This is a genomic window from Sphingomonas sp. PvP056, assembly GCF_040549155.1.
Taxonomy (GTDB): domain Bacteria; phylum Pseudomonadota; class Alphaproteobacteria; order Sphingomonadales; family Sphingomonadaceae; genus Sphingomonas.
This window is the reverse complement of the sequence record NZ_JBEPST010000002.1, coordinates 37,304-53,430: the sequence shown is the minus strand read 5'-3', so window position 1 is coordinate 53,430 and position 16,127 is coordinate 37,304. Positions and strand designations below refer to the sequence as shown.

General features: G+C 63.3%; 12 protein-coding genes. 7 read left to right on the top strand and 5 right to left on the bottom strand.

What is annotated here, in order from left to right; translation table 11 throughout:
• The first annotated feature begins 94 nt into the window (after positions 1–94).
• The 5 genes from ABIC17_RS04450 to ABIC17_RS04430 all read left to right on the top strand — a co-directional run bounded on the left by ABIC17_RS04450 (position 95) and on the right by ABIC17_RS04430 (position 5,557).
• Complete coding sequence (locus ABIC17_RS04450; RefSeq protein WP_354279561.1) at positions 95–700, top strand: polysaccharide biosynthesis/export family protein; 606 nt, start codon at positions 95–97, stop codon at positions 698–700.
• Positions 697–1,998 (top strand): hypothetical protein, encoded by a 1,302-nt coding sequence (locus ABIC17_RS04445; RefSeq protein ID WP_354279560.1) that lies wholly within the window; start codon positions 697–699, stop codon positions 1,996–1,998. The genes ABIC17_RS04450 and ABIC17_RS04445 overlap by 4 nt, the downstream gene beginning before the upstream one ends.
• Positions 1,995–3,428 carry a GumC family protein gene (locus ABIC17_RS04440; RefSeq protein WP_354279558.1) on the top strand — a complete coding sequence of 478 codons (1,434 nt, stop codon included), beginning with the start codon at positions 1,995–1,997 and terminating at the stop codon, positions 3,426–3,428. The genes ABIC17_RS04445 and ABIC17_RS04440 overlap by 4 nt, the downstream gene beginning before the upstream one ends.
• A gap of 34 nt (positions 3,429–3,462) precedes the next feature.
• Entirely contained in the window at positions 3,463–4,260 is a 798-nt protein-coding gene (locus tag ABIC17_RS04435) for a CpsD/CapB family tyrosine-protein kinase (protein WP_354279556.1), read from the top strand.
• A gap of 115 nt (positions 4,261–4,375) precedes the next feature.
• Positions 4,376–5,557: a glycosyltransferase family 2 protein gene (locus ABIC17_RS04430; protein ID WP_354279554.1), complete on the top strand. Its 1,182-nt coding sequence runs from the start codon at positions 4,376–4,378 to the stop codon at positions 5,555–5,557.
• Positions 5,558–5,734: 177 nt separating this feature from the next.
• On the opposite strand, the gene ABIC17_RS04425 is transcribed toward ABIC17_RS04430, so the two are convergent.
• The 3 genes from ABIC17_RS04425 to ABIC17_RS04415 are packed head-to-tail and all read right to left on the bottom strand — an operon-like array spanning position 5,735 to position 8,378.
• Positions 5,735–6,790: a glycosyltransferase gene (locus ABIC17_RS04425; RefSeq protein WP_354279552.1), complete on the bottom strand. Its 1,056-nt coding sequence runs from the start codon at positions 6,788–6,790 to the stop codon at positions 5,735–5,737.
• Positions 6,787–7,317 carry a serine O-acetyltransferase gene (locus ABIC17_RS04420; RefSeq protein ID WP_354279550.1) on the bottom strand — a complete coding sequence of 177 codons (531 nt, stop codon included), beginning with the start codon at positions 7,315–7,317 and terminating at the stop codon, positions 6,787–6,789. The genes ABIC17_RS04425 and ABIC17_RS04420 overlap by 4 nt, the downstream gene beginning before the upstream one ends.
• Complete coding sequence (locus ABIC17_RS04415) at positions 7,314–8,378, bottom strand: glycosyltransferase family 2 protein (protein ID WP_354279548.1); 1,065 nt, start codon at positions 8,376–8,378, stop codon at positions 7,314–7,316. The genes ABIC17_RS04420 and ABIC17_RS04415 overlap by 4 nt, the downstream gene beginning before the upstream one ends.
• A 128-nt stretch (positions 8,379–8,506) precedes the next feature.
• On the opposite strand from ABIC17_RS04415, the gene ABIC17_RS04410 reads away from it, so the two are divergent.
• Complete coding sequence (locus ABIC17_RS04410; RefSeq protein WP_354279546.1) at positions 8,507–9,307, top strand: WecB/TagA/CpsF family glycosyltransferase; 801 nt, start codon at positions 8,507–8,509, stop codon at positions 9,305–9,307.
• A 49-nt stretch (positions 9,308–9,356) separates the two neighbouring features.
• Here the strand turns inward: ABIC17_RS04410 and ABIC17_RS04405 are convergent, their stop codons facing one another.
• Complete coding sequence (locus ABIC17_RS04405; RefSeq protein ID WP_354279545.1) at positions 9,357–13,037, bottom strand: calcium-binding protein; 3,681 nt, start codon at positions 13,035–13,037, stop codon at positions 9,357–9,359.
• Between the two features lie 230 nt (positions 13,038–13,267).
• On the opposite strand from ABIC17_RS04405, the gene ABIC17_RS04400 reads away from it, so the two are divergent.
• The gene (locus ABIC17_RS04400; protein WP_354279543.1) at positions 13,268–14,791 is read left to right on the top strand and encodes an O-antigen ligase family protein; all 1,524 of its coding nucleotides are present in this window, start codon (positions 13,268–13,270) and stop codon (positions 14,789–14,791) included.
• Here ABIC17_RS04400 and ABIC17_RS04395 read toward each other — a convergent pair.
• A complete protein-coding gene (locus tag ABIC17_RS04395; protein WP_354279541.1) occupies positions 14,772–16,106 on the bottom strand; it encodes an oligosaccharide flippase family protein in 1,335 nt (444 codons plus the stop codon). The two genes, ABIC17_RS04400 and ABIC17_RS04395, sit on opposite strands and share 20 nt — an antisense overlap.
• Between the last annotated feature and the right edge of the window lie 21 nt (positions 16,107–16,127).

Sequence of the window (16,127 nt, the reverse complement as noted above, 5' to 3'; positions counted from 1 at the left end):
GATCCAATATCCGCAGCGTTAAGGCTGCTTTCACCTAGCGTGACATACTGCAGTTGCGCTAGGAACCAAAAAACCGGTCAACAGGGAAATTCATATGATCTTTTCGGTACGAGCCGCACGTCATTGTGCGGCGGTGGGACTTTTGGCGCTCGCGGTCCCGACCGTGGCACAATCCGCACCCAATGCGCCGGCACAGCTGCGCGCGTATCGGATCAACCCGGGCGACGAGATCGAGATCTACGTATGGGGTGAGGAACGCCTCCAGCGGATCGTCAAGGTCCTGCCGGACGGCACCTTCTCCTTCCCGTTGGTCGGGCAGATCGATGCGCTGGGCAAGTTGCCCGCGGATATCGAGACGCTCGTGTCCAAGGGACTGCGTTCGCAATATCGCGACACCGTCCCGCAGGTCACGGTCTCGGTCAAATCGCCGATGGGCCTACAGTTCAGCGTCGCGGGCAAGGTAAAGGCAGCCGGTGCCTTCACTGCCGGCCGTTACGTCAACGTGCTCGAGGCGCTGGTCATGGCGGGCGGCCCCGCCGACTTCGCCGACGTCGGCAACGTCGCGATCCTGCGCAAGTCGGGAACCGGGCTCAACGTCATCAAGGTGCGCCTGACCGACATCCTGAAGGGCAACCCGAGCGGGCGCGATCTGGCTGGCCTCCCGCAGCTGGAAAGCGGCGACACGGTGATCGTACCGTGAAGACACGTTCCTGTCTCGCGCTGTGCGCGGTAACCCTGGCGACTCCCGCGTTCGCGCAAACCACCGAAACGCGGTTGAGCGCGGACGTGTCGAGCTCGCTCGGTTATTCGAACAATCCCTTCGCGACGATAGGATCCGATACGGGTGCAGGATTCGTACAGGTCGATATCCGACCACAGTTGCGAATCCTGCGCGAACGCAGTGCGTTGACGGTCAGCGCCGACGCAAACGTCCAGCAGTATTTCAACCGGTACAACCGGTCGGACAATTACTCCGGCGGCGTCGACTATAATTTCGTGCCTGCGGAATATGTCCGCGGGCATCTGAACGCGAGCGTCCAGAGCTCGCTGATCGGCTCGACCAACGATCTCGCCAACCGGTTCGCCACCGTCCAGCAGCCGGGGACGGTTCCGTCGACCGACATCGGACCGGCGCCGGTCGACCCGATCAACATGCTTCCGGTCAACACCGGGACCGACATCGGCTTGTTCGGCCTTAGCGCACGCCGTCGCACGATCAACGGGGGCGGCGACGTGTCCGCCACGCTGTCGGCGCGTGACGTCGTCACGGGCAGCGCGTTCGTCATCAATTCGAAGTTTTCCAATTCCGGCAGCACCGGCGTGATCGCGTCCGCCCTTGGGGATTATACCGGGTACGGCGGGACGGTCGGCTACAGCCGCCAGATCACGGGCTATGTCCAGGGCGGCCTTCAGGGGTCCGCCGCGAAGTACGATTATGAAATGGTCGGCGGCGACACGACGGTCTATTCGGTCCAGGCGACGACGACCGCGCGGATCAACGAATATTGGACGCTGAACGGTGCGCTCGGCGTGTCGTTCATCAACCGCGAGATCGGTGGTTCCACCGCGGCGCTCTCCGGCAGCCTGGCGATGTGCCGCCGCGGCATCCGCGTTAATTACTGCATCAACGCCAATCGCGCGGTCCTGCCGACGGGGGCGATCGGTACGCAGGTGTCGACCTCGGTCGGCGGCAGCTATGCCTACCGCATCACCGAACGCAGCAACATCAATGCGTCGGCAGACTATAGTAAGAACAGCACGCCGAGCGGGGTCGGCGGGATCGTAACGCCAGTTGCGCTGAGCAACGAATATCTGCGCGCGACGATCGGTTACGACCGTCAGCTGCGTCAGCGCCTGCGCTTGATCAGCTCGGTCAACTACCGTAAGATTTTCGGTGGCAGCTTTATTGGTGGCAATGTCATCGGCACCAGCACCAGACGGCCAAGCGACTTTGGCGGATTGATCGGTGTTGCAGTGCGCCTCGGGGATATTCGATGAACGACGAACTCGATCTGGCACAGAGCCAGGAATCGGATACTTCCTCCAATTTCATCGGCAGCCTCCCCGTCATCCTGTGGGAACGGCGCTGGCTAATCATCGTCCCGTTCGTGATCCTGAGCATCGCCGGGATCGCGGCGGCGTTCCTGCTCCCACGTTCGTATCGGTCGAGCGCGACGTTACTGGTCGAATCGCAGAACCTGCCGAGCGACACTGCGGCATCGGGCCCCGGCGACACGGTGATCGACCGCCGCATGGCGAAGATCCGGCAACAGATTCTCAGCCGTCCCGATCTCGTCGGACTGATTCAGGCGAACAACCTGTACGACGCGTCAGCGCGCAACGAACCGCTTTCCAAGCTGGTCGACCGGATGCGCGACGCGACCGCGATCAACGCGATCAATGCGGACGTCAACCGAGGCGGCAACGCCGGGTCGATCGCCTTCTCGCTGACGTTCGACTATCCGACCGCACCGCAGGCGCAGCTGGTCGCGCAGACCTTCGTCGACCGTCTGCTCAAGCTCGATGCGTCGCAGACCCAGGCGGAGGCGCAGACCAACGCGCGCTTCCTCGAGGACCAGGAGGCCAATCTCCAGGCGCAGGTCAACGGGATCGAGACGCAGATCAACCGCATCACCGGCCAGAACGGCGCGGCACTTGCGGCATCGAACATCGGCGTGAGCGTGATGGGCGCCGGTAGCGACTTTGAAGGCCAGATTGCCAACCTCCAGCGGCAGAACGCCGAGCTGCAGGCGCAGATGGGCAAGCCGGCGGTCGGTCGCGACCCCAACGTCATCGCCGCAGAGGCGCAACTGGCCGCAGCGCGCGCGCAGTTTTCGGACGATCACCCCGACGTGAAGCTCGCCGAGAGCCGTCTGGCGGCAGCGAAGTCGACCGCTTCGGCGTTCCAGACCAACAGCGTTTCGTCGGTCGTGCAACGCCAGATGGCGGCGAACAACAGCGCGATCGCGCAGTTGCGCAACGCCAAGGCGATGACGGAGAGCCGCGCGACGACAATGGCGGCAGCACAGGCCCGCGGGCCGGTGATCGCGCAGCAGGTCGCGCAGTTGCAGTCACGTGCGGACGTCCTGCGCGCCAATCTCGGGCGGATCCAGACCAACCTGCTTAACGCACGGTCGGTCGTGAAGATCTCGGACGAGCAGCGCGGCGAACGCCTGACGCTGATCGACCCGCCCGTCACGCCGGATACGCCCACGCAGCCCAACCGGCCGATGCTGATCCTCGGTGGCATCTTCGGCGGGCTTGCTGCGGGTATCGGTCTGGCATTGCTGTTCGAGCTGATTGCAAGCCCGATCCGGAGCGTGGGTACGCTGACGCGGCTCACCGGGGTTCCCCCGCTCGCGGTCATTCCGGTGATCTCGAAGAAGAAGGCACGCCGTCGCTCGAGTTCCCCCAAGGCCGCAGCTTAACCAGCGCCTTACCTCTTCGATCTAAGGTATCCTAATGTCGCGTTCCTGGAACTCCTCGACCACCGACGGTCCCGCGCCGGATCTGGTGCTGTCCCCCGACAGCATCGCCGACCCGATTGACCAGTTCGATTCCCCCCGCCGCGGCGTATTCGGCTTCAACAGCCGTGATCGCCGGTCCCGTCCGTTCAACCTGCTGCGCTCGCAGATCGTCAAGATCATGCGCGCCAACCAGTGGAAGGTGATCGGCATCACCTCGGCGACGCCGCGTGTCGGCAAGTCGTTCATGGCTGCCAACCTTGCGGCATCGCTGTCGCGCATTCCAGGGACGCACACGCTGCTGTTCGATCTCGATCTCCGGCGCGGGTCGATCGCAGAAATCTTCGAAATCCCCGAGGGCGTTGGCATCAACACATTCCTTGCAGGCGAAGTCGACTCGCTCGATGCCGCCTCGCGTGAGATTGCCGGCACCGGGCTGACCGTGTTCCCGTCCTTCCCGACCGACCACAGCTCGGCCGAGCTGCTCGCAGGCGAGCGGTTGCGCACGCTCGTCTCGGCGATGCGCAAGCTGCCCGACGACGTGATCTGCATTTGCGATCTGCCGCCCGCCTTTGCCAACGACGATGCCGCAATCGTCCTGCGCGAGATCGACGCGTATCTGATGATCGTCGAGGAGGGCAAGACGACCGCCCGTCAGGTCAAGGACACGCTCGAGATCCTGCGTCCGGCGCCGTGCATGGGCACCGTGCTCAACCGCTACAAGGGTGGGATCGGCGGCGACGATTATGGCTTCGGCTACGGCACGCAACGCTATTACGACGCTTATTACTCCTGAGTCCGCCGGCTGAGGCCGGTATTGGATCGGGACGTCGGCAACGGGGGACGGTCGTGCGCACTGCCAATCGGATCGACAGCGATCGAGCGTTCAGTTTCCAGCGGGAAATCGGGTGATGGGACCGTTCGACCTGATCGCGGGGGTTGCGCTGGCGCCAATCGCGCTGATCGACGGGGCGTTCCTGCTGGAAACCGGTCTCGGGCTGCGCCCCGACCGCAGCCCCCCGCCCCCGGCCCGCGACAAGCAGGTCGTGGTGCTGGTCCCTGCGCATAATGAGGAACGTACGCTCGCCGCGTCGGGTGCCGGGCTGGTTCGGTTGCAAAGCGCGTCCACCCGTGTCGTTCTCATCGCTGACAATTGCAGCGACGCGACCGCTGCAGTGGCGCGCGGCATGGGCCTGGAAGTGATCGAGCGACAGGACGCGGTCCGTCGCGGCAAGGGCTATGCCCTCGCCTTCGGTCGCGACCATATCGCGGCGTCCCCGCCCGACGTTGTCGTCGTGGTGGATGCGGATTGCGAAATTGATCCGGCGGGCCTTGCCCGTCTGACCGACACGGTAATGGCAACCGGTCGTGCGGCGCAGGCGGCCTATCTGTTCCGCCCCGCCCCGTCGGCACCGCCGGTCGTGCAGATTTCGAACTTCGCGTTCTTCGTGAAGAACCGCATTCGTCAGCGTGGGATCCAGCGGCTTGGCGGCGCGGCGATCCTTACCGGGTCGGGTATGGCGTTCCCCTGGGCACCGTACGCCGCGCTCGATCTCGCGACCGGGAACGTCGTCGAGGATCTCGCGATCGGAATCGGACTGATCGAGCTCGGTCAGCCGGCTGGATATTTCGACGGGGCGACGGTCCGTTCCGATTGCAGCAGCGACGACGGATCGAGCACGCAGCGCGCGCGCTGGGAAGGCGGCTTCCTCGCAATGGCGCGTCGGCACGGGCTGGGATTGCTCGGGTCGGGGATCGCCCGCGGGAACTGGGCGCGATTCTGGATGGGGGTGCATCTGTGCGTCCCGCCGCTGTCGATGCTGCTCGCGGCGAACGTGGCGATCACGCTGCTGCTGGCCGTGGCGGCGTTGCTCGGGGTTTCGCTTGTGCCGCTGATCGTGGCGGTGGTCCTGCTGGGGCTGCTCGGCGCGGTCGTGGTGCTGGCGTGGGCCGGCGAAGGGCGGATGCATTTGCACCGTGATGCCGCGGTCCGGCTGCCGCGCTATCTGGTTTGGAAGCTCGCGATGTACGCGCGGTTGTTGACGGGGCGGCAGCGCGTGGCGTGGACGCGGACCGAACGGATCGATCCTTAACCGCACACTACGCTTCCCCGGCGAAGGCCGGGGCCCAGTCGTGATGGCCGAGATAACGACGCGCAGCTTCTCGCAATCTTCTGTTGCGCTACTGGGCCCCGGCCTTCGCCGGGGAAGCGATAGAAGCGAAAAGCGATCGGAGAGAAGCAAGGCTCCTTTCCGTCGCGGATCGGCAGGTCAGGCGCCCCGCTTCGCCATCCATGCAGGCGGCTGATCGATTGGATCGTCCCAACGCGCGACATGCGGTTGCAGATCGGCTTTGCTGGGCAGCATACCGTGCCGCAACAGATCGCGCGCTTCGTTCGCGACCGGCAGATGGCTGCCCCCCAGCCCGACCGCGCGTCTCACCAGATACAGGCCGTGCCCCGCGACCCAGAACCCGTTCGCCAGCATCGCCCCGGTTCGCCCGTGCGTGCGCGCATACATGCGGCGGCGGGCTTCGTACCAATAGCGCGGTAGCGGCGGCAGGGTCTTTGCGGCCTTGCGCTCGTAATTGACCCCGGTCGACGCGCCGCCGATGTGGCGAACGCGGCTCGCGGGTTCGTGCCGGATCGTCCAGCCTGCCTTCACCAGCCGGAACATCAGCTCGACTTCCTCGAAGTAGAGGAAGAAGCCCGTGTCGAACAAACCGGCCTGCTTGAGCGCGGTTGCACGAAACATCGTGCTCGCGCCGGTCACCCAATCCGCCTCGCCCGGCTCGGTCACCAGCATCGGCTTGACCCCGAGCATACGGCCAAGCGCATTGACCCGCGACCCGCGGACAAGTTCGCGCAGCGGCGACATGTTGCCGAAGGCGGAGCCGGATTCGCTGCCGTCCGCGTTGAGCAGCAAGCTACCCACCGCAGCGCAGCGGGGATGGTTGTCGAGCACCTTGCGCAATGTCGTCACTGCGCCCGGTTCGACCTCGGTGTCGGGATTGAGCACGTGAAAATAGTCGGGCGCATCGACCGATTGCGACAGGCGCTGGATCGCCTGGTTGTTTGCCCAGCCGAACCCGCCGTTGATCGGCAGCGCGAGCAGCTCGACCCAATCCGACAAGGCGGGATCGGCCACGCCCGCGCGGATTACTTCAGCGGAGGTGTCGCCCGAACCACCATCGACGATGACGACGCGCAACCCCGGATTATCCGCCCGGTCGGGCATCAGCGCGCGTGCCGCCGCCAGCGCGAGGTCCGGCGTCCGGTAGTTGACAATGATGACGGCGACCCTGGTCGCAGCGGCGGCGTCGATCATCGGATTTCCCTCGTGCTGATAATCTTCGCGGGAATGCCGACCGCGACCGCGCCAGCGGGAATGTCCGCCAGCACCACCGCATTCGCGCCGATCGCCGCACGATCGCCGATCCGCACTGCGCCGAGGATCACCGCGCCCGCCCCCACGTCGACTCCCGATCCGAGGATCGGCGCGTCGGCGGGGGCGTCCATACGGCGGATGCCAAGCGTGCAATTCTGCCGGATGATGCAATCGTCACCGATCACGCTATTGCCGTGGATCACGATCCCGCCCTGATGCTCGATCACGACGCGACGCCCCAGCACGACCGAATAGGGCAGTTCGATGCCATAGCCGTTGCGGCATCGGCGGAACATCAATCGGTACAGCAGGCTGAACGGAATGCGCAGCGGCTTGGGGCGCACCCCCATCCGCCATACGCCGAAACGATGGATCGCGACCGCGCGAAAGCCGGGACGAGTCCAGTCGCGTCCATGCGCCACCCAATCCTCGCGGATCTGCGCCCATAACGATGTCGGGCCGCTCATCCGCGCGCAGGGCCGCTGTTATATTCGATCAGGTCGGACCGACGCCCGGTGAGCCGACCGATCTGGAAGCGGGCTAGTCCGATCATCTCGGCAAGTTTTCCGATCATCAGGAAGGCCCCCGTCAGCAGCGCCTGACGCGGGGGCAGCGTTGCGCGGCGCTTGGCAGCGATCCGCAGCGCCTGCAACGGCCACACCGCCGCGAACGCAAGCGCGGGCAGCAGCCAGACGGGACCGAACACGATCGCGAACAGCACCATCACCATCACCAGCACGGGCAGGATTCCGCCCCACAGCACGATGCTGCGACACTGCCGCCGCCAGTCCGGCTCGCGCAAGCCGGGATGCCGGTCCGCGAGCTCGCCGAAGGCGTGGCCAGCGCGCTCGGTCCGGCGCCACCATTGCCCGAACCGCAGGATCGCAGCGTCGTGGATCGTCATAGCATGATCGATCCGGTACAGCCGCCACCCCGTCTTGCGCAGGCGAACCGACATGTCGGGATCCTCGCCCGCGATCATCTCCGGGTCATAGCCGTTGATCGCGGTCAGCGCGTCGACCCGGACCATCACGTCGCCACCCCCCGCCGCGGCTTCGCCGACGGGGACGTTCCATTCGTCGTCGCAGAATGCGTTGTAGATCGATCGCTCGGGAAAACGCTCGCGACGCCGCCCGAACACCAGCGCGAGTCCAGGGTCGCGCTCCAGCGCATCGCGCGCGGCATCGAGCCAACCCGGCGCGAGTTCGCAGTCGCCGTCGACCATCTGGACATAGACGAGTCCCGGATGGTCCTGCAGTAGCCGCTCAAGCCCGGCATTGCGCGCGCGGGCGGCGGTGAACTTGGGCGGAACCGCGAGCTCGACGACCGCCACGCCCTGCGACCGCGCCCACGCCACGCTGTCGTCGGTCGATCCCGAATCGACATAGACGCGCGCGGCGGTCCCGCTGGTCGAGGCGATGCAGCGCCGCAGCCGCTCGCCCTCATTGCGGCCGATCATCACGACGCCGACCTGCGCGCCCTGCGTCTCGCCGCGCAACTCCGGGCGCGGGTCCGTCAAAGGCGGCATGATTCGATCCATCCTTCGGGCTAGCCCCACGCGGCCCCTGCTTGTCAACCGCATGATGCTGGGCGCTTGACGTCGGGGTCGCCAAGCTGGCACCGGGAGCGCCGTTCATTAGCGGGGGAAATATTGCCGTGACGTCGACGCGACAACCGCCCGCGCAGGACTCTGCCGGGCAAAACCGGTTTCCCAGGGCCAACTTCCTCGGCCTCGATTTTGATACGGCAGAAGCCGCCGAGGTCATCGCCTTCCTTGACACGCGACGGGCGGACGATCGCTTCGGCTATGTCGTCACCCCCAACGTCGACCATATGGTCCAGATTGATGCGCAGCCCGAACTGCGCCCGGTCTATCAGGGCGGATTGTTGTGCCTCAACGACAGCCGCGTACTGGCGCGGCTTGCGAAGCTGTACGGGATCGCTCTGACCGTCGTGCCAGGGAGCGACCTGATCGTCGCGCTGTTCGGTTCGGTGCTGAAGGATGGCGACCGGCTCTGCATCGTCGGCGCAAGCGCGCCGTTGGTCGCGCAGTTGCGCGCGCAATATCCGCGCATAACGATCATCCATCACGAACCACCGATGGGGTTGCGCCGCAACGCCGCCGCACGGAAGGCGGCAGTGGACGCGGCCGCCGCGGCGAACGCGCGCTTCACCTTGCTCGCGGTCGGCGCGCCGCAGCAGGAGATCCTGGCGTCCGAAATGGCGACGGCGGGAACGGTCAAGGGAACGGCCTTCTGCATCGGCGCGGCGGTCGATTTCATCGTCGGAGCGCAGGTGCGCGCACCACGGATCGTCCAGCGGGCGGGGATGGAATGGTTCTGGCGGCTCGCGGGAAGCCCGCGGCGGTTGGGTCGACGCTATCTGGTCGAGGGGCCGAAGATCTTCCGGATCGCTTTGCGCTGGCAACGCGACCGGAAACGGAACGCAAGGGTCTGACGTAGCAGGTCCGCGCCGGGGGTGATCCACCCCCGGCGCGGATCCGCCATCAGAACACGAAGTCGTTCGCCAGGATGCCGCTGGTCGACTTCACCGTCAGCACCATGTCGGCGACACCGTCGCCATTGGTGTCGGCGGACACGGTCCAGTCGCTGCCGCTCGCCTGCACGCGCAGTTCGCCTGCCTTCTTGGTGAAGTCCGCCGTGCCGACGAAGCGGAACGCGTCCCGCGTCGTCGTGGCGCTGTTCGCATCGATCGCGCTGAGGTCGATCTTGTCGCCCTGCCCTGCGCCCAGCACTACCGTCGCCGAAGTTGCGACCGTCTTGCCGAGGTCGCCCGGAAGGAAGCGATAGATGTCCGCGCCGGCGCCACCGTCGAGCAAGTCCTTGCCGCCGCCGCCGTACAGGATGTCGTTGCCGGCATCGCCGAAGAGCTGGTCATCCCCGGTGCCGCCGTACAGCGTATCGTTGCCGCCACCCCCGCGCAGGATGTCGTTGCCGCCACCGCCACGCAGGATGTTCGCGGCATTGTTGCCAGTGATCGTGTTATTCCCGGCGTTGCCCGTCCCGTTGATCGCCGCATTGCCGTCCAGCCACAGCGTTTCGACATTGTCGGACAGCGTGTAACTGACGGTCGCGCGGACCACGTCATTGGTCCCTTCCCCGGGAAGTTCAATCACCTTGTCGTTGACGTCGTCGACCGTATAGGTGTCGTTCCCCGCGCCGCCGTACATCGTGTCCGCGCCGATGCCGCCGTCGAGCACGTCGTCGCCGGCACCGCCGTACAGCGTGTCGTTGCCGGCACCGCCCCACAGATAGTCGTTGCCCGAACCACCCGTCATGACGTTGGCGCTCGCGGTGCCCATGCCGATGAAGTTGGACGACCCCAGATACCGCAGGTTCTCGACGTTGGTGGACAGCATGTACATCGACAGCGTGGTGTTGACCGTGTCGTTCCCGCCGTTGGCAAGCTCGATCACCTGGTCGGCGTAGTTATCGACCACATAGGTGTCGTCGCCGGCACCACCGTTCATGCTGTCGGCCCCTGCGCCGCCATCGAGATAGTCGTTGCCGTCGCCGCCGAGCAGCGTGTCGTTACCGGCACCGCCGAGTAGCCGGTCATTCCCCGCGCCACCCGACAGCGTGTCGTTGCCAGCCCCGCCGGTGATGACGTTGTCGAGCGCATTGCCCGTACCGATGAAGGCGGTGCTGCCGAGATAGGTGAGATTCTCAAGATTGGCCCCGAGCGTGTAACTGCCGAGCGTGGTGCGAACCTCGTCGATCCCTTCGTTGGCGAGTTCGGTGACGACGTCGCCCGCAGTGTCGACGACATAGGTGTCGTTGCCAGCCCCGCCGCGCATCGTGTCCGCGCCGGTGCCGCCATCCAGCACATCGTTGCCTGCGCCGCCAATCAGCGTGTCGTTCCCGGCCCCACCCGACAGCGTATTGCCGTTCGCCCCGCCGGTGATGACGTTGTCGAGCACATTGCCCGTGCCGGTGAAGGCGGTCGTACCGGCATAGGTCAGGTTCTCGACGTTGTCGCCCAGCGTATAGCTGCCAAGCGTCGTGCGCACTTCGTCGGTCCCCTCGCCGGCGAGTTCGGTGACGACATCGCCTGCATCGTCGACGATGTAAGTGTCGTTGCCGGCACCACCGCGCAGGATGTCCGCCCCGGTGCCGCCGTCGAGCACGTCGTTGCCCACGCCGCCGATCAGCGTGTCGTTCCCCGCACCGCCCGACAAGGTGTTGCCGTACGCGCCGCCGGTGATGACGTTGTCGAGCACATTGCCCGTGCCCGTGAACGCAGCGGCGCCGGCGTAGGTAAGGTTCTCGACGTTATCGCCCAGCGCGTAAGTGCCAAGCGTGGTGCGCACCTCATCGACCCCGCCGTCGGCGAGTTCGGTGACGACGTCGCCTGCGTCGTCGACAATATAGATATCGTTGCCCGCGCCGCCGATCATCGTGTCGGCGCCCGTGCCACCGTCGAGATAATCGTCGCTGCTACCACCGATCAACCGGTCCTGCCCGGCGCCGCCGCTGAGCGTGTTCTTGCCGTTGCCGCCGACGATCACATTGTCGAGCGCATTGCCCGTTCCGATGAACGCTCCGGTCCCGGCAAAGCCGAGGTTCCGCGTGGTCGCATCCATCGCATATTGGTTGAGCGTGGTTGCGGCATCCAACCGGTCCTTCGAGAAGACCGTATCTTCCTTGACCGGGGCGACGTTCCCCGCCTTGGCCAGCGCGATCAACGCGTCATATTTGGTGCTGCCGGTATCGTAGGTACTGGTCAACGCACCCCACTCGCCCCACTTCGACGGCCAGCCGACGTTGTTGAACGCGTTGATTTCGGTGCCGCCGGCAGCGGCAAAGCCTTCCGCCATCTGCTTGTACAAGTCCGCCATGCGCGGATCGGTGCTGATCTTCTCCAAGAATGCCTGGATCTCCGGCTGGGCCGCCGAAGAATAACGAAACGACGTCGTGCTGACGCCGCCTTCATAGGCTACCAGCTCCAACCCCAACTTCTTCGCGACGGCCGCCTGATACACGCTTTGAGCCTGGACGCGCGCCAGCGATGCCTTGAACGCTTCGATCCCCGAAACAAGTCCAGCTTCGCCGGCTCTTGCCCACGACAACAAATCGGCTTCGCTGACCTTGTCCAGATCAAAATACGTCGTGACCGCATAGTCGTCGAACAGCTTGGAGACATCGCCGACCCGCGCGACGCCCTTCAGGATACCGCCTTCGAGTCCAAGCCATGCGGTCTGAGTCGACAGAACGCTTTCCTGACGGCTCGGTGCATCCGCGAATATCGCCTTCGCGATCGTCGCGATCTGGGCCGAACGATAACCGTAGAACTGCGTGTACCCGTCCCCGACATGCTCGGCGGGATTCTTGGCATCGACGACGCCATCGCCGTTGACATCCTTGCCAAACAGCTTGTTGCCCATCTCCAGCGCATAATGCGCCTGCGAAAACTGCCAGTTCCAGACTTCGTTCGAATACTCGACCTTGACCTGCAGCGACGGATCGAGGTTGTCATGAACATATTGCAGCGTTTTTTTGACGTAATCGTCGTCTGCCTGCGCCGGAATGTTCAGCCACATGTTGTTCTTGGTCTTGTTTGCAAGCGCAACCATGACTTCGATGGGCACGTTGCCTGACCAGGACGCACTATCCAGCGTCCTGCGCGTGCCCCAACCCGTTACCTTGGAATCGTTGGTACCGCTCCAGTCCATAAAGCGCAGCGTCGAGAACGGATCGATCTTCTCGACAAAAGCTGGATTGAAGATTTCGCCAGCATCGAACATCGCCAGTTGATCCTGGCGGACGATCTGAATGCTGGTAGGTGGGTTTGCCGAATTGATAGCGTTGATGGTCAACTGCGCCTGGCTGGTTCCGCTATATCGGAAAGTGATTTCACCAGGTTTTTGACTGATGATTTGGCTGGAGGAAATCGAGAAATTTGCCTCGCCCTTATAGCGCAAAACGTAGACATCGGGCATCGGAAGCGATGCCGGGTCCAGCTCGATCATAGCGTACATGTGTGCACCACCCGAGGGTATTGCATTTGGATATCCGTTGGCGTCCATCGGCGGAGCGCCCATCGGGGTATATTTACTATCGCGTACCGTCCAGTTACCGATCGTCTTGAAGCGATCGAGGAACGGGAACTGGTTGCTGTAATAGTTTACGCCGGCGAGATTCATGCCAATAGCGGGTGTGTCGGTCATCTTTATTCCCCAACGTCAGTGCTTTGACCATCGTGTTACCGCACGTGACGTATGAGAATCGCTAGCTTCTATAGTTAATTTTGGCGAAACCATATCAGCCTCGACATCAGGCCGATTTGCTTGTCGCTGCCCCGCCACTCACGCACTTTCCTCGTCAACCGAATGCCCTTAGGAGAAGGCCTTCGCACCACCCTCGCCGCCGCTGACAGGCAGCCAGTTTCGAGCCAATCATGCTAGCACTCGTCAAGAATTTTGCGTATCTCGAGATTGCCTTGGCGATGGGATGGGCGATATACTTTTACTGCCTGAACAAACAGGGTAATAAAGTAACCGCACATTTCCCGTTCATTGCCGTTACGGCATTCAACGTGGCGTTGTTTTTCAGCCCCAATTACGCCATCGCGCATCTTGCGATATTTCTTATCCCTATCGCTTTGGGTAGGACTAGGAAGACCCTGCTGATGGTCATGGTCGTCGGATGCCTGTGTACGCCAGCTTTGGCCGTGCACCTGAACGCCGCAGGCATCGATCTCTTCTCTTGGACGATGCAGGGAACATTGGGGCTTGGTGGACTGGCCGCCCTGGCAGCCGCAAAACCGGAACGCGACGATGAACCGGGACGGTGGAACATCCCGTTAGCGGCATTCCTGCTTTTGTTGACCGTCATTGCGGTCCGCGGAACTAGCCCGACCAACTGGATCCGCCAAACGCTCGCATTGGTAACGGCCTATGGCGTACCGGTAATGGTCATCGGTCACTGCCTTCAATCCGTGGCGAACCGGCGAACCTTTCTCATCACCCTGGCTGGCGTCGGCAGCATGCTGGCGGTCGTTCTATCGTATGAAGCACGCGTCCATTGGCCGCTCTACTCATCGCTCTATACCAAATTCCAGATCGTGATGTTGGGCTTCACCGTCAAATTCCGTGAAGGCACCATGCGCGCATATGGACCACTCGACGAAGCTACCGGCGCGGGGTTTGCGCTGGTCATCGCTTTTGCGGCCGCGTTGGCTTGTCATCGCGAATTCCGCAGCGGACTCGTGCGATATGCGGTTCCCGCATTGATCGGGCTTGGCATTCTCGCACCGCAGTCGCGCGGGGGGATGATTGGCGCGATCGCCGTCTTGCTGTGTTATGCATTCTATCGCCATGGAACCGCTGGCCTGGCAAAGACGGTCGCGTTCTTGACACCGTTTGCAGCGGTGTACTTTCTGCGGGCATCATCAAAAACTGCGGCGATCACCGATGCGCAGGATACAGCGGACTACCGTCAACAGCTGTTTACCCGCGGCATGCAGGAATTCTGGAAGAGCCCTGTGGTCGGAGACACGATGGACCGCGTCACATCCCGCATGGAGGATATGCGTCAGGGCGAAGGTATCATCGATTTCGTCAATAGCTACCTCTACTTCGGACTCGCGTTGGGGGCGATCGGCGTCCTGTTGTTTTGCATCGTGCTCTATTACCCGGCGGCGAGGCTGTATCTTCAGCGTGCACGACTCAACCGGCACATACCGACAGGTACTTTCGCGGGCTTTGCGTTCGGTTCGCTGATTGCTGCGGGTGTGATGCTGGCCTTCACATCCATTCCGCAACGCCCAATCATCGTAACGCTAGTAATCGCCGGAGCGTCGCTCGGATTGCGGCCGCCCCGGCGGAGTTCGCAGCGCACTACGGTCGGCGTAACGACGTCAGGCGATCCGTTGCCAAAGCTCGCCACGGGCCCTGCGCTTCCTAGAAGTAGAGGAATTTGATAAAGATCGACATCACAACGATCAGTCCAAGACAGATCGCGTCGACCTTGATGGAGAACAGGCCATCCTTCGCCGCCATGTAGGCAACGTAGGCATATCCTACAAAGGTCGCGACACCGCCCCCGATCAACATCCCGATCGTTCCGCCTGCGTAGAAGCCGGCGACCGTTCCCACGATGCGCGTAACCATGAACACCGCCATCAGATTGGCATGCAGCCGAACCTTGCCAAGCGCCATGAAGGCGCTCTGATATCCCGCCGAGACGATACCGATTGGCCCGGTGACGCACAGTAGTGCCATATAGCCGGCCGCGGCGTGATACCGGTTATCGTAAAGCCCCCAGATCAGCGGCCCGGATGCCAACCCCAATACGAAGAACATCGGTAGCGAACTCAGGAGAATGCGCGTTCGAATTTTTGCGAAAGTGCTCAGGAACCGTTCCTGGCCGTGCACCCGCGCTTCCGACAGGGCTGGGAAACCGACAAGATTCTGCACTTGGCTCGCCAGTTCAGCAGGCATCGTCGCGAAGGTCGTCGCAATGCCCAGGATACCAAGCGTCTCGATTGGAATGAGGCCGCCCTGGATTGCGCGAATGCCTTGGCCGCCGAGGTAAGTAACCATTGTCGAGACGAAGATCCAGCGCCCGAAGCTCAGCAAACTGCGTGCTGCAACCGGATCGAGATGAAACCGATGGCGATGCCCCGGCAGCGCTACGAAACCCAGAACGGTGGTGACCAACGCACCTGCAACACCGCCATAAGCGAGCGCCCAAACGGTCCCGAGCCACCACGCGAACAAGGCGGTGATCACCAGCGCCATGAACTGACCAGCAACCTGCACCGACACAAGTGCGCCCAGATGCAAGCGCTTCTCCCGCAGCGCCAAGGTCAGGGAGCCGAAACCGTTGATTGCGGCGGTTGAACCCAGGATGCACATTAGAGGAAGGAGGATAGGCTGGCGGTACAGGATCGAGGCCGGCCAGGCGATCAAGCAGCATACGCCCCACAGAACGAAGCCGCGAATGACCTGAACGGTCCATGCCGTATTGAGATAGTGTTCCTTGGCGCCGTGCTCGCTTTGAACGATCGCGGGCTTGATCCCGACGTCGCTGAACATCTGCAATCCAATCAGAATCACGTTTGCCAGCGTCATGAGGCCGAATGCCTCCGGAAACAGCAGCCTCGTCAGAACAAGATTCGAAGCCAATTGCATGACACGTTGCATGCCAAAGCCGGCGACCGCCCACATGCTGGCAAGCGTCGCCCGTTGGCGCAAGGTATCCGCGCTTGAAAAGAATACCGTCAACCGCTTCATGACCATGCAAAATCTCACCGT

Excerpts from the sequence above, each read along its gene's own strand:
- ABIC17_RS04450 (WP_354279561.1), top strand. The coding sequence starts at position 95 with ATGATCTTTTCGGTACGAGCCGCACGTCATTGTGCGGCGGTGGGACTT.
- ABIC17_RS04440 (WP_354279558.1), top strand. The coding sequence starts at position 1,995 with ATGAACGACGAACTCGATCTGGCACAGAGCCAGGAATCGGATACTTCC.
- ABIC17_RS04435 (WP_354279556.1), top strand. The coding sequence starts at position 3,463 with ATGTCGCGTTCCTGGAACTCCTCGACCACCGACGGTCCCGCGCCGGAT.
- ABIC17_RS04430 (WP_354279554.1), top strand. The coding sequence starts at position 4,376 with ATGGGACCGTTCGACCTGATCGCGGGGGTTGCGCTGGCGCCAATCGCG.
- ABIC17_RS04425 (WP_354279552.1), bottom strand. The coding sequence starts at position 6,790 with ATGATCGACGCCGCCGCTGCGACCAGGGTCGCCGTCATCATTGTCAAC.
- ABIC17_RS04420 (WP_354279550.1), bottom strand. The coding sequence starts at position 7,317 with ATGAGCGGCCCGACATCGTTATGGGCGCAGATCCGCGAGGATTGGGTG.
- ABIC17_RS04415 (WP_354279548.1), bottom strand. The coding sequence starts at position 8,378 with ATGCCGCCTTTGACGGACCCGCGCCCGGAGTTGCGCGGCGAGACGCAG.
- ABIC17_RS04405 (WP_354279545.1), bottom strand. The coding sequence starts at position 13,037 with ATGACCGACACACCCGCTATTGGCATGAATCTCGCCGGCGTAAACTAT.
- ABIC17_RS04400 (WP_354279543.1), top strand. The coding sequence starts at position 13,268 with ATGCTAGCACTCGTCAAGAATTTTGCGTATCTCGAGATTGCCTTGGCG.
- ABIC17_RS04395 (WP_354279541.1), bottom strand. The coding sequence starts at position 16,106 with ATGAAGCGGTTGACGGTATTCTTTTCAAGCGCGGATACCTTGCGCCAA.